The organism is Collinsella aerofaciens (genome assembly GCF_009876115.1).
GTDB lineage: Bacteria > Actinomycetota > Coriobacteriia > Coriobacteriales > Coriobacteriaceae > Collinsella > Collinsella aerofaciens_N.
This window is the reverse complement of the sequence record NZ_WWSY01000009.1, coordinates 15,230-28,474: the sequence shown is the minus strand read 5'-3', so window position 1 is coordinate 28,474 and position 13,245 is coordinate 15,230. Positions and strand designations below refer to the sequence as shown.

Annotated in this window: 12 protein-coding genes; 9 read left to right on the top strand and 3 right to left on the bottom strand. The window is 60.9% G+C overall.

The genetic code is table 11. From position 1 onward, the window contains the following. Positions 1-97: 97 nt before the first annotated feature. Both asnS and GT571_RS06085 read right to left on the bottom strand, forming a co-directional pair. Positions 98-1,501, bottom strand: coding sequence for an asparagine--tRNA ligase (gene asnS, locus GT571_RS06090; RefSeq protein ID WP_117862239.1), 1,404 nt, complete (start codon positions 1,499-1,501; stop codon positions 98-100). A gap of 181 nt (positions 1,502-1,682) precedes the next feature. Beyond that, complete coding sequence (locus GT571_RS06085; RefSeq protein ID WP_229057941.1) at positions 1,683-2,246, bottom strand: PTS sugar transporter subunit IIA; 564 nt, start codon at positions 2,244-2,246, stop codon at positions 1,683-1,685. A 243-nt stretch (positions 2,247-2,489) separates the two neighbouring features. Between GT571_RS06085 and GT571_RS06080 the strand changes: the two genes are divergently transcribed. The 6 genes from GT571_RS06080 (at position 2,490) to GT571_RS06055 (ending at position 9,657) form a co-directional block, all read left to right on the top strand. Further along, complete coding sequence (locus tag GT571_RS06080) at positions 2,490-3,389, top strand: alpha/beta hydrolase (RefSeq protein WP_161156091.1); 900 nt, start codon at positions 2,490-2,492, stop codon at positions 3,387-3,389. Between the two features lie 47 nt (positions 3,390-3,436). Further along, positions 3,437-3,757 carry a hypothetical protein gene (locus tag GT571_RS06075; protein ID WP_117786142.1) on the top strand — a complete coding sequence of 107 codons (321 nt, stop codon included), beginning with the start codon at positions 3,437-3,439 and terminating at the stop codon, positions 3,755-3,757. Positions 3,758-3,878: 121 nt separating this feature from the next. Beyond that, positions 3,879-6,239: a ferrous iron transport protein B gene (gene feoB / locus GT571_RS06070; protein ID WP_161156089.1), complete on the top strand. Its 2,361-nt coding sequence runs from the start codon at positions 3,879-3,881 to the stop codon at positions 6,237-6,239. Between the two features lie 124 nt (positions 6,240-6,363). After that, positions 6,364-7,560 (top strand): MFS transporter, encoded by a 1,197-nt coding sequence (locus GT571_RS06065; RefSeq protein WP_161156087.1) that lies wholly within the window; start codon positions 6,364-6,366, stop codon positions 7,558-7,560. A 153-nt stretch (positions 7,561-7,713) separates the two neighbouring features. Continuing rightward, a complete protein-coding gene (locus GT571_RS06060; protein ID WP_161156085.1) occupies positions 7,714-9,090 on the top strand; it encodes an alpha-amylase family glycosyl hydrolase in 1,377 nt (458 codons plus the stop codon). Between the two features lie 3 nt (positions 9,091-9,093). Beyond that, positions 9,094-9,657 (top strand): DNA-deoxyinosine glycosylase, encoded by a 564-nt coding sequence (locus GT571_RS06055; RefSeq protein WP_161156083.1) that lies wholly within the window; start codon positions 9,094-9,096, stop codon positions 9,655-9,657. Position 9,658: 1 nt separating this feature from the next. Here GT571_RS06055 and GT571_RS06050 read toward each other — a convergent pair whose 3' ends face one another. Beyond that, a complete protein-coding gene (locus tag GT571_RS06050) occupies positions 9,659-10,321 on the bottom strand; it encodes a hypothetical protein (RefSeq protein WP_161156081.1) in 663 nt (220 codons plus the stop codon). A 93-nt stretch (positions 10,322-10,414) separates the two neighbouring features. Here GT571_RS06050 and GT571_RS06045 point away from each other — a divergent pair, with 93 nt between their 5' ends. From GT571_RS06045 to rplL, 3 genes are all read left to right on the top strand, one after another. Further along, complete coding sequence (locus GT571_RS06045) at positions 10,415-11,551, top strand: pyridoxal phosphate-dependent aminotransferase (protein WP_161156080.1); 1,137 nt, start codon at positions 10,415-10,417, stop codon at positions 11,549-11,551. Between the two features lie 507 nt (positions 11,552-12,058). Next, on the top strand, positions 12,059-12,580 hold the full coding sequence (gene rplJ / locus GT571_RS06040; RefSeq protein WP_161156078.1) for a 50S ribosomal protein L10: 522 nt from the start codon (positions 12,059-12,061) through the stop codon (positions 12,578-12,580). Between the two features lie 102 nt (positions 12,581-12,682). Continuing rightward, a complete protein-coding gene (rplL, locus tag GT571_RS06035) occupies positions 12,683-13,060 on the top strand; it encodes a 50S ribosomal protein L7/L12 (protein ID WP_006235005.1) in 378 nt (125 codons plus the stop codon). Positions 13,061-13,245 lie beyond the last annotated feature (185 nt).

Below are 13,245 nucleotides of genomic sequence, written 5' to 3'. Positions count from 1 at the left end.
CCAAAAGCTTGACGGATGCTGTTGAAAAAAGCGCCCCTCGGCTTGCCGAGAGGCGCTGGCGTGATGCGCTGGAACGCGTTTGGTGGCGCTGTGGCGATTAGAAGTCGGCGTTGCCCACGGTGCGCGGGTGCGGCAGGACGTCGCGGATGTTGCCCACGCCGGTGAGGTACATCACCAAGCGCTCGAAGCCCAGACCGTAGCCGGCGTGCTTGCAGGAACCGTAGCGGCGCAGGTCAAGGTAGTACTTGTACTGCTCGGGATTCATGCCCAGATCCTTGATGCGGGCCTCGAGCAGATCCAGGCGCTCCTCGCGCTGGGAGCCGCCGATAATCTCGCCGATGCCCGGCACCAGGCAGTCGGCGGCGGCGACGGTCTTGCCGTCCTCGTTCATGCGCATGTAGAACGCCTTGATCTCGGCCGGGTAGTCGGTCACAAAAGTCGGTCGCTTAAAGTGCTCCTCGGTCAGGAAGCGCTCGTGCTCGGTCTGCAGGTCGATGCCCCAGCTCACGGGATAGTCAAACTTGTGACCGGCGGCGACGGCCTGCTCCAGGATTTCGACGGCCTCGGTGTAGGTAACGCGGGCAAAGTCGGAGTTTGCCACATGGTCCAGGCGCTCGATCAGGCCCTTGTCCACAAACTTGTTGAGCATATTGAGCTCGTCGGGGCAGGTGGCCATAACGTCCTTAAGGACGTACTTGAGCATGGCCTCGGCGTTATCCATGTAGTCGTTCAGGTCGGCAAAGGCCATCTCGGGCTCGATCATCCAAAACTCGGCGGCGTGGCGCGTGGTGTTGGAGTTTTCGGCGCGGAAGGTGGGGCCAAAGGTGTACACGTCGCCAAAGGCCATGGCAAAGTTCTCGGCATTGAGCTGGCCGGACACGGTAAGGCTCGCGTGCTTGCCAAAGAAGTCCTGGCTCCAGTCGACCTCGCCGGACTCGGTGAGGGGCGGATTTTTGGGGTCGAGCGTGGTCACGCGGAACATCTCGCCGGCGCCCTCGCAGTCACTCGTGGTGATGATGGGGGTGTTGACGTAGACAAAGCCCTGCTCCTGGAAGAAGCGGTGGATGGCGGCAGCCGCGACAGAACGGATGCGGAACACGGCGCGGAACAGGTTGGTGCGCGGGCGCAGGTGCTGCTGGGTGCGCAGGAACTCGACGGTTGCGCGCTTCTTCTGCAGCGGGTAATCCGGGGCGCTGACGCCCTCGACCTCAATGGAGGTGGCAGAAAGCTCGAAAGGCTGGGGCGCATCGGGGGTCAGCTTGACGGTGCCGGTGCAAATGAGTGCGGCCGAGACGTTTTGATGGGCGATCTCGTCGTAGTTGTCGAGTGCCTCGCGGTTCATGACGACCTGCAGGTCGCGGAAGCAGCTGCCGTCGTTGAGCGTAACAAAGCCAAAGTTCTTCATGTCGCGGATGGACTTGACCCAGCCGGCGACGGTGACGGTCTGGCCGCCAAGCGACTCGGCATCGGCGTAAAGCTGCGCGATTTTGGTGCGGTTCACGTATCCTCCCATAACGGTTGAATGATAGTTATCCATACAGTTCGATATTCTAGCAGCTCGGCTCATTTGGGCTATACGGATAAGGCATTGGCGGGATGGTTTTTCAAACGAAAAGCGCCTGCGGCCAAATGGTCGCGGGCGCTTGACGAGGTGCCTTTTGGCTGTGTGGCGCGGGGCCTGGCTACTTGGTCTTGGCTACCAGCAGCGGGTCGCCCAGCTTGACGAGCGGGTTGCCGCCGATAAGCGTGCCGGACTCGCCGACATGGTCGATGCTCTTAAGACGATCGAGCTCGGAGACGATGACGGTCACGATGTCCTCGTGACCGGCGGCCTTGATGGCCTCGCGGTCGAAACTGATGAGCGGCTGGCCTGCCTTGACCGTGTCACCCATCTCGACAAAGCGGGCAAAACCTTTGCCGTTCATTTCCACGGTGCCCAGGCCAACATGGATGAACACGCGAAGACCGTCCTCGGTGATCATGCCGATGGAGTGGTTGGTGACGGTGGTGGCGCCGATGCGGCCGTTGGCGGGCGCATAGATGGTGCCGGTAATGGGCTCGATGCCGTAGCCCTGACCGAGCATACCCGAGGCGATGGTCTCATCGGGAACCTCATCGAGGTTGACGAGCACGCCGTTGACGGGGGCGTAGATGACGCCTTCGCGGGTGGCGAAGCTTGCTGCGGGCGGAACGGATGCCTCGCCCGTCGAGGTGAAGGTGGACTTAAGCGAATCGAGCAGACCCATAGTTGCCTCCAACTTAAATAGGCGCATATCGCGCGCTTGGTTTGCCGGAAACGTTTCATATGTGTTTCGCGGCTTGGTCAACGCCCCTATTTTACGCTGCTCAACGATACCTCTGAACTGGGATTATGTGATATATCAGTTGAAGGGAAACTTATTGCTGGAGTGTTTCTTCGCCACGGGCTCAAGTGGGGTACGCTTAGACGCGAAAAACAAGGGCGCATAATCTGCGCGAAGGGAGCACATATGATTGTCGAGAACCATGCGCTGTGGGGCGAGGAGCCGACCGAGGAGTATCCGGCGACGTTTACGTATTTGGGTGCCGAGCCGCTGCCCGATAAGCCGAATGGCCGCCGCCCTGCCGTGATTATCTGCGGCGGAGGTGCGTTTACGCATATCGCTCCGCATGAGCAGGATCCCGTGGCGTTTGCGTTTTTGGATCACGGTTACCAGGCCTTTGTGCTCAACTATGTCACAAGTTCTACGGGTGACGTGAGCTTTCCGCACCCCCAGGCAGATCTTGCCAAGATGGTCGCCACGGTGCGTGCGAATGCCGACGAGTGGCATGTCGATCCCAAGCGCGTGTGCGTCGTGGGCTTTTCTGCTGGCGGCATGATTTGCGCCTCGCTGGCAACGCAGTGGAAGACCGGCCCCTTCGCGGCACTTGCCGGGGCGCGTCCGGACGACATTCGTCCCGACGCCGTGGTGCTGGGCTATCCGTTGCTCGACCTTGCCTATGTGCGCGATATGCAGACGCGTGACCCGCGCATCGACCTGCGCGTGCCCAAGACGGGTGGCAAGACAGGGCGCGATTTGCTCAACGACTATCTGTCGATGGTGACGGGCGGCGAGGCGACCGATGAGCACCTGACCGACATTTGCCCTACCACGCATGTTTCGCGCCAGATGCCGCCGACCTTTGTGTGGGGCGTGTCCGACGACAAGACAGCGCCGATCGCACAGGTCTATCCGTTTGCGCAGCGCATGGCCGAGGAGGGCGTCGCTTGCGAGATGCACGTCTTTGACCAGGGCGGTCACGGCCTTTCGCTCGGCAACGCCAACACCGCGGTCGACAACGAGGACAAGCAGGTGGCAGTCCGTCCTTGGATCCGCCTGGCCTTCCGTTTCCTGGAGCGCCATATGTAAAAGTAGACTACTTGCCCGTTTCAAAAAGTCTGCTTAGAGGAGGAGCCATGCTTGAGGGTACGTATGTGGTTTTGGCCCAGACGCCGGTGGGGAGCAAGCGCGGCGAGGTGACGTTTTCACATGGGGTGAACGGCGCGCTCAGGGCAGTACTAAACGTCAGGGGTCTCAATATCGCTCTCTCGGGTGCCCGCGCTGAGTGCGATTTCTTTGAGCTCTCGGGTACTATCTCCCACGTCTTGATGGGCAAGGCGCCCTTTACATGCACGGGGTCGGTTGAGGGTGATCGACTCACTGCTACCGCGCGGTCGGGTTCCATTTCGATCTCGCTGAGCGGTATGCGCAAAGAGCTTTCGGGGCGCACCGCATAAAGTTTGCGCAGGTAAACATCGGTATTTGACTTTATAAAATAGTTCAGAGCGCTATCATTTGTCGTTACGAGTTGGTTAGCCCCGGTAAACGGTTAACCGCGTCTAACGAAAGGATGAGCGCGTGAAGCTCGATACACTCGAGATTGGAAAGGACGCCGTTGTCGCATCGGTGGCATCGGACGATCAGGCACTCCGACAGCATATTTTGGACATGGGCCTAACGCCGGGCACCGAAGTCACCATGATGAAGTACGCCCCCATGGGCGACCCGCTCGAGATCCGCCTGCGTGGCTACGAGTTGACACTGCGCAAGGACGATGCCGCTCGCATCGAGCTTGTGGGTATTCACGACACCGATACGGGTCCGCGCGCTAACGCCGCAATCGGCACGACGGAGCATCCGGCCCTGGGCGAGGGGACGTATTCGCCCCGTGCGGCAAAGACGGCCGTGCCCGAGGGCGCGCCGCTGCACTTTGCCCTCGCCGGCAACCAAAACTGCGGCAAGACCACGTTATTCAACCAGCTGACGGGCTCCAACCAGCATGTCGGTAACTTTCCCGGCGTGACGGTCGACCGCAAGGACGGCACTATCCGTAACCACCCCGAGGCGAGCGTTACCGACTTGCCCGGTATTTACTCGTTGTCGCCGTACACGGGCGAAGAAATCGTCAGCCGCCAATTCATCTTGGACGAAGACCCCGACGCCATCATCGACATCATCGACGCCACCAACATCGAGCGTAACCTGTACCTGACACTGCAGCTCATGGAGCTCGACCGCCCCATGGTCATCGCGCTCAACATGATGGACGAGGTGACCGCCAATGGTGGTGCCGTAGACGTCAACCTGCTCGAGAGTCTGCTGGGCGTGCCTGTTGTTCCCATTAGCGCTGCCCGCAACGAGGGCATTGGCGAGTTGGTGGATCATGCCTTGCACGTGGCGCGGTTCCGTGAGCGCCCCGGTCGCCTGGACTTCTGTGCGCCCGATGGTCCAGACGGCGGTGCACTGCATCGCTGCATCCACGGCATTGCCAACCTGATCGAGGACCATGCCGCGACGGCGCACATTCCCGTGCGTTTTGCGGCGACCAAGCTGGTTGAGGGCGACGAGCTGGTGACCGAGGCACTTCATCTGGATCGAAACGAGCTTGACGCCATCGAGCACATCATTACCCAGATGGAGGGCGAGGCCGGCACCGACCGTCTATCTGCGCTGGCCGATATGCGCTTTAGCTTTATCGGCGACGTGTGCGGGCGCTGCGTCGTAAAGCCGCACGAGAGCCGCGAGCACGTGCGCTCCGTCAAGATTGACCGCATCCTGACAGGTCGTTACACAGCCATTCCGGCGTTCCTGGTGATCATGGGCCTCGTCTTTTGGCTGACGTTTGGCGTGATCGGCGCGGCGTTGCAGGGACTTATGGAGGACGGCATCGCTGCCATCATCGCCTCGGCCGATGCGGGTCTCAAGGCGTTCGGCACCAACGACGTGGTGCGCTCGCTGGCTGTCGACGGCGTGCTTACGGGCGTGGGCAGCGTGCTGACCTTCCTGCCGATTATCGTCGTGCTCTTCTTGTTCCTCTCCATTCTGGAAGACTCGGGCTACATGGCGCGCGTTGCCTTTGTCATGGATAAGGTACTGCGTCGCTTTGGCCTGTCGGGCCGCAGCTTCGTGCCCATGCTCGTCGGTTTTGGCTGCACCGTGCCGGCTATCATGTCGACCCGTACGCTCCCATCCGAGCACGACCGCAAGATGACGGTCATGCTCACGCCGTTTATGAGCTGTTCGGCCAAGTTGCCGGTCTACGGTCTGCTGTGCGGGGCGTTTTTCCCACAGGCGACGGTTCCCGCCATGGTCTCGCTCTATCTGATTGGCATTGCGATCGGTTGCATCGCGGCTTTGGTGCTCAACCGCACGGCATTTAAGGGCGACCCGGTGCCGTTTATCATGGAGCTTCCCAATTACCGTCTGCCGAGCGTCAAGACGACGGTGATGCTGGCATGGGATAAGGCCAAGGACTTTATTACCAAGGCCTTTACCATTATCTTTGCCGCTACCGTGGTCATCTGGTTCCTTCAGACGTTCGACATTCGCTTTAATGTGGTCGCCGATCAGTCGCAAAGCCTGCTTGCGGGTCTCGGCAGCATCATCGCGCCGGCGCTGGCGCCGCTTGGGTTTGGCGATTGGCGAGCATCCACGGCGCTCGTCACCGGACTTATCGCCAAGGAGAGTGTCATCTCGACCCTCACGGTGCTTTTGGGCGCGACCTCGCCCGCGGCACTGTCGACCATGTTTTCGCCGTTTACCGCTTACGTGTTCCTGGTCTTTACGCTGCTGTACCCGCCCTGCGTAGCGGCAATCGGCGCCGTCAAGAGTGAGCTGGGCGCGCGCTATGCCGTTGCCGTGTTCGCGTTTCAGGTGACGGTCGCCTGGATCGTGGCGTTTGTCGTGCATTCGGCGGGCATATTGCTGGGGTTGGCTTAGCTATTAATTGACGTCGCCACCTCTGTGTATTGAGTTGATTGCGGCCCCGCATCTGTTGCTGACGGATGCGGGGCCGTTGCTATATAATCGCCCACCGCTCAAGACAATCGGAGAGGTTTCCTACATGACTCAGGCAAGGCAAGATGGCATCTCACTCAAGCAGTGGCTCCCGCTTATCGGGCTCGCCTGTTGCGCGTTCGTATTCAACACGTCGGAGTTCATGCCCATTGGCCTGTTGACCGACATTGCCGCGTCGTTCTCGCTTACCGAGTCCCAAGCCGGCATCATGATCTCGGTCTATGCCTGGGGCGTCATGCTGCTGTCGCTGCCGCTCATGGTGTTTGCCTCGCGCTTTGAGTTCAAGCGTATGCTGCTCGGCGTGCTTGCCGTGTTCTCGCTCGGCCAGTTCCTGTCCGCTGTGGCACCGACATATCCCATCCTGGTCTGCGCGCGCCTGGTGGTCGCCTGTGCGCACGCCGTGTTCTGGTCGGTCGCCTCGATCATGGCTTCGCGCCTCGTCGACACCCGCCACGGAGCGCTCGCCATCAGCATGATCGCCACGGGCTCGTCCATCGCGCAGATCTTTGGCCTGCCGATCGGCCGCGCCATCGGCCTGGCCGTGGGCTGGCGCATGACGTTTGCCGTGGTCGGGGCTTTTTCTGCCGTCGCGGTGGTGTACCAGGCAGCGGTGTTCCCGGCCATGCCGGCGGGTGAGCGCTTTACCGTCAAACAGCTGCCCGTGCTGCTCAAGAACCCGTTCCTGATCGCGCTCTACGCGGTCACGGTCTTTATGGCGACCGGCTATTATGCGGGTTACAGCTATATCGAGCCGTTCCTGGCACAGGTCGCGCACGTCGACGCGGGCGCCATCACTATGACGCTGACGGCGTTCGGCTGCTCTGGTCTGCTCGGAAGCTGGCTGTTCGGCCGTCTGTTCGACGGGCACCGGTTCCCGTTTCTCGCAGTTACGCTCTCCGGCGTGCCGGTGGCCCTGCTGCTCATGGGTCCGGTTGCATCGTCGCTCGCGGCAGTGCTTACCGTTTGCGCGCTGTGGGGCTGCTGCGCCACGGCCTTTAACGTGGCGTTTCAGGCCGAGCTCATCAAGTACACGCCGGCGGATTCATCGGCCGTCGCCATGTCGATCTTCTCGGGCCTGTTTAATCTCGGTATCGGCACGGGCACCGCAATCGGCGGCGCCGTGGTTTCGGGTCCCGGCATCGCTTGGATCGGCTTCGCGGGCGGGGCGATTGCAGTCGTGGGCGTCATCCTTGCCATCACGGTGCTGTTCCCGGCCATCCGCCGTGCCAAACCCGTTGCCTAACCACATCCCCTTATCAGTTGCGGTGGAATAGTTCCTGTTTAAGGCCTCTGAAGGCCCAAGCAGGAACTATTCCACCGCAACTTATTTTGGGGAAGAGGATACAAGCCGGGCATACAATGGATGTCGTTGTGTTGAGCTTACCGGGAGGTTGCTATGTGGGCATACGAGACGACGTTCTATCAGATCTATCCGCTGGGCTTTTGCGGAGCCCCGCGCGAAAACGCCGCGCCCGTTGCCGAGGATGAGCTCGCCCAGGCCGCCAACGCCGCGCCCAACCCCGATGCTCCGATTATGAAAATCGCCCAATGGGCCGACTACCTGCAAGAGCTCGGCATCGGTGCTGTGCTCATTAACCCGCCGCTCGAGTCTGATAGCCACGGTTACGACACGCGCAGTCTGCGCCATATCGACCGTCGTCTGGGTGGGGATGCCGATTTTACCGCCGTGTGCGAGACGCTGCACGCCCATGGCATCCGTGTGATGCTCGATGCCGTCTTCAACCACGTCGGTCGCGGCTTTTGGGCCTTCCGCGATGTGCAGGAGCGCAAGTGGGATTCGCCGTACAAGGATTGGTTCCACATCAGCTTTGACGGCGACTCGTGCTACGGCGACGGCTTTTGGTACGAGGGCTGGGAGGGCCATTTTGAGCTTGTGAAGCTCAACCTGCAAAACCCCGCCGTGGTCGATTACCTGCTCGAGTCCGTGCGTCGCTGGGCCGAGGTCTTTGGCGTCGACGGCCTGCGCTTGGACGTTGCCTATATGCTCGACCGCGACTTCATGCGCCGCCTGCACGCCTTTACCCGTGAGCTCAAGCCCGACTTTGTGCTGATCGGCGAGACGCTCCACGGCGACTACAACCAGATCGTCAACGACGAGATGCTCGACTCCTGCACCAACTACGAGTGCTACAAGGGCTTGTACTCCAGCTTTAACTCGGTCAACATGTTCGAGATTGCCCACTCGCTGCATCGCCAGTTTGGCGGTGACCCGTGGTGCATTTATCGCGGCAAGCATCTGCTGTCGTTTGTCGACAATCACGATGTGCCGCGCCTGGCGAGCATCCTTACCGACAAGTCCTGCCTGCGCCCCGCCTATGGCATGCTGTTTGGCATGCCGGGCATTCCGTGCGTCTACTATGGCAGCGAGTGGGGGATTGCCGGCGAAAAGGGCGGTTCCGATGGCGATTGGGCGCTGCGTCCTGCGCTCGATGAGCCTGCGCCCAACGAGCTGACGGCCTTCATCAAGCAGCTCGCGCACCTGCGCTCGGCAAACGACGCGGCGGCTCGTGCCCTCAACTACGGTGCCTATCGCAACGTGGTGATTCAGAACAAGCAGCTGCTGTTCGAGCGCGCCTGCGACGACGCGACGGTGCTCGTGGCGGTCAATGCCGTGAACGAGCCCTACACCTTTGGAGCCGGCGAACTCAACGGCTCCTTCGTCGACCTGCTTGTTGACGATGCGTCCACGGTCGAGCTGACGGGTACCCTTGAGCTTGCACCCTACGAGGTGCGCTATCTGTTGAGGGCCTAGGCCATGGCTGCGTCCGACGAGGGCTATCAACATATTGAGCATGGGTTTGAGCCCGTGTTTGACGAGCGCTCGCGCGTTTTGGTGTTGGGCTCGTTTCCCTCGGTGCTCTCGCGCGCCAACGCCTTCTATTACGGTAATCCCCAGAACCGCTTTTGGCGCGTGATGGCCGCGTGCCTTGGTGCGTCCGTGCCGCCCAACGAGGGAGACTCTTTGGCGAGCGGCGAGTCCGCGACGCTCGACGCCTCGGTTGCTGCCAAGCGGGCTATGCTGCTCAACGGCGGTGTGGCCCTGTGGGACGTGATCGAGAGCTGTGACATCAAGGGCTCAAGCGACGCGAGCATCAAAAACGTCGTTCCGGCGCATGTCGAGCGCATTACCGGTGCAGCTCCCATTGAACAGGTGATATGTAACGGCGGCACAGCAGGGCGGCTCTACAAGCGCTACCTGCAAGAGCGCACAGGGCTGCCGGCTATCGTTCTGCCGTCGACAAGTCCCGCCAATGCGGCATGGCGCCTGGAACGCCTTGTTGAGCGCTGGCGCGATGCCGTTGATTGGGGCGCTCGTTAGTTTAAATATTTGATTGAGCGTGAGCGCCAAGGCGTTTTATAACGGCTTGCCAGATTGGCGCCGGCACGGCTGGCTCGGCAAAAACCATGCCATTGGTGTCGACGTCCTCGGCACTGCCGCCGCCGAGTCGCTGCGCATGCTCAACCGAGCAACCCATACGCACCGCACCCACGAGCTTGTCCATGGCTTCGGAAAACGGTCGGCGCAAGAGGCCCATGCGTGGGGAGCGGCAAAGCGCTGCGATGCCGGTGCCGGTGCAGACGACAATGCCACCGCACCACGACAACCCCCGACGCTCGCACGCTTCGCGCAGATGGCCAACGACCGTGTGCGCCCGCTCGGGACTCCCGCAGCCGGCTTGAACAACGACATAGACGCGCGCTTCCGTGCCCCCAAGGCAATCAAGCGCCCGCTCAACGACGCTCATCGCCTCGTTATTGAGCGCATTCTCAACAGCGAATACAATGCCGTCCGCAACGCTGCCGCCATCATCCGTCCCCAGGGCGACCAGACGGGGGAGCGAAGTACCAGAAAGTCGGGCATAGGCGGCGATGGCATCCTGCAGGTCCCAGAGCAAAAACTCAAGATCGGCGCTCTCGGGAATACTGATATATGCAATGGTCTGCAGCGTTTTGGGTTTATCGCCGCGTGCGATCGCCTCCATGTCATCTCCTTTCCAGTCCGTTTCCGTTTAGGTTACACCGTCTGGCGGTGCCTCGCCGCGCTATCCTAGTGCAACCCTTACGAAAGGAACGCCATGCGCCTGCCCATGAATACCTCGCTTGCCACGCTCAAGCCCTCCGGCATCCGCCGAATCAACGCGCTCGCCGCCCAGCATCCGGGATGTATTGCGCTTGCGCTCGGCGAGCCTGATTTTTCCACGCCCGACGTGATTAGCGCCGAGGTGACCTCCGCGCTGGACCGCGGTGACACGCATTATCCGCCCAACAACGGCCGCCCTGCCCTGCGCGAGGCGCTGTCCGCATATATGGGCGACGCGGGCCTGGCGTTTTCCACCGATGAGGTCATCCTGACCGACGGCGCGACCGAGGCCCTGTCGGCAACATTCATGGCTATGCTCAACCCCGGCGACGAGGTCATTATCCCCACGCCGGCCTTTGGCCTGTACGAGAGCATCGTCGTAGCCAATCACGCCAAAGCAGTCTTTTTGGATACGGAGCCCGCGCAATTTCAGATTGACGAGGACGTGCTTCGTGCCTGCGTAACCCCGGCGACCAAGGCCATCGTTATCTGCTCGCCCAACAATCCCACGGGCTGCATTCTCAACGCGGCATCGCTCGACGCCGTGGCGCGCGTAACGGAGCAGGCGGGTATCTACGTAGTCTGCGACGACGTATACAACCGCCTCGTCTATGTGGACGGCTACGAGCGCTTTGCCCAGCGACACCCGGAGCTGCGCGAGCAGACGGTGATCATCGAGAGCTTCTCCAAGCCCTGGGCCATGACCGGCTGGCGCTTGGGCTGGCTCGCTGCCGCAGCCCCCGTCATCGCCGAGATCGCAAAGGCCCACCAATACCTAGTATCGAGCGCCGTTTCATTTGAGATGGACGCCGCAAAGCGAGCCCTCACCGTCGACCCCACCCCCATGCTCGAAGTCTACCGAGCCCGCCGCAAACGCGTGCTCGCAGCCTTAAACGCCATGGGCCTCGACGCAGTAGAGCCCGCAGGAGCCTTCTACGCTTTCCCGAGCATCAAAAAGTTTGGCCTAACAAGCGAAGACTTCTGCATCAAAGCCATCAAAGAGGCAAACGTAGCTCTAGTCCCGGGCGACTGTTTCGGCACCGAAGGCCACATCCGCCTAAGCTACTGCGTCTCCGACGAAAACCTGGACGAAGGCCTCCACCGCCTATCCACCTTCGTCTCAACCCTATAGCCATCAGGGACGCAACACATCAGCCCACCGACATAAGGGTTATGCGTGGGGGCGTCGCTCAACAGAAACCCGGGCTGTCCCATAGTTGACGCAGGCACGCGCCGCCGAAGGGCAGGCGCAAGGTTTCCGTAGATTCCGCACGAGCCGGAAAGCACTTAATGTGCTTTCCGAGCGAGCCCAGGACCTGACCGAGCGGAAACCTTGCGCCTGCCCTTCGGCGGCGCATGCCGGATGGTGGAATTGTGTGCAGCCCGGTTTTCCGTTGACCGACGCCGGGGTCCCCGCCATAATACTTTCGGTTCACGCACGAATCCGCTGCCAGAGACAGCCGGCGCAAACGGGCTTTGCCTGCGAGCTTAATGGGACATCCCGCCAGCCGAGGTGGTCGAGTAGATATGTCTTCTCGCCCCCGTCGCTCATGCAGCGCGGGGGCTTTCTTTTTGGACATGCCCCCGTCACGTCCTTGTGGCGGACCGTGCCCGGAAAGAATTCGAGGAGGTGTAATTCATGCCCCAGCAGTACAAAATCGACAAGGTTGCAGAGATCGAGTCCCGTATCGCCGAGAACGCCGGTCTGTTCGTCGTCAACTACAACGGTCTGACGGTTAAGCAGGCTCAGGAGCTGCGTCATCAGCTTCGCGAGTGCGGCGCCGAGATGAAGGTCTACAAGAACAACCTGGTCAAGATCGCTCTCAAGAACCAGGAGCAGCCCGAGCTCGACGAGATCCTCGCCGGCCCCGTCGCTTATGTGTTCTACGAGTCCGAGCCGGTCGAGGCCGCTAAGGCCCTTAAGGACTTCTCCGCTCAGTCCAAGGGCGTCCTTGAGATCAAGGGCGGTATCTCCGACGGCAAGGTCGTTTCCGCTGATGATGTTAAGGCTATCGCCGAGCTGCCCACCAAGGATCAGCTTCTCGGCCAGATCGCCGGTCTCATCTCCGGTTTCGCTCGCGACATCGCTGTCTGCGTCAACGGCGTTTCCTCTGGTCTCGCTCGTTCGATCCAGCAGGTTTCCGAGCAGAAGGCAGCCTAGTCGCTGTTTTCACCCGCGGCGGCAACGCCGCACCCCTGGCGCATTCGCGCCGTGTTTTAACTGATCTCCGTGCACAGACACGGAAACCGAAAGGACTTAGAAATGGCTAAGCTTACCACCGATGAGATCATCGATGCTCTTAAGGAAATGACCCTTCTCGAGGCTTCCGAGCTCGTCAAGGCTATCGAGGACACCTTCGGCGTTTCCGCCGCTGCTCCTGCCGCTGTTGTCGCCGCTCCTGCTGCTGGCGCTGCTGAGGCCGAGGAGAAGACCGAGTTTGACGTCGTGCTCGAGGGCTTCGGCGACAACAAGATCCAGGTCATCAAGGCCGTCCGTGAGCTCACCAACCTTGGCCTGAAGGAGGCCAAGGAGGTCGTCGAGGGCGCTCCCAAGGCTGTTCTCGAGGGTGCCAAGAAGGAGGACGCCGAGGCTGCCAAGGAGAAGCTCGAGGCTGCTGGCGCTGCTGTCACCCTCAAGTAATCAGGCTTTCTCGTCAGATTTCTTTACAGACGGGGTTCGCATTGCGAGCCCCGTCTTTTTTGTTTTGGCCCCTCATTTCCATTGCTCGGCACGCAGAACACCGCTGTCTTCGTCATGCCAATCCCGTTACCGCTGGGGCGTAAAATTGCACCATTCGAGCAATAATTTGCGTTGACCTGCTGAAG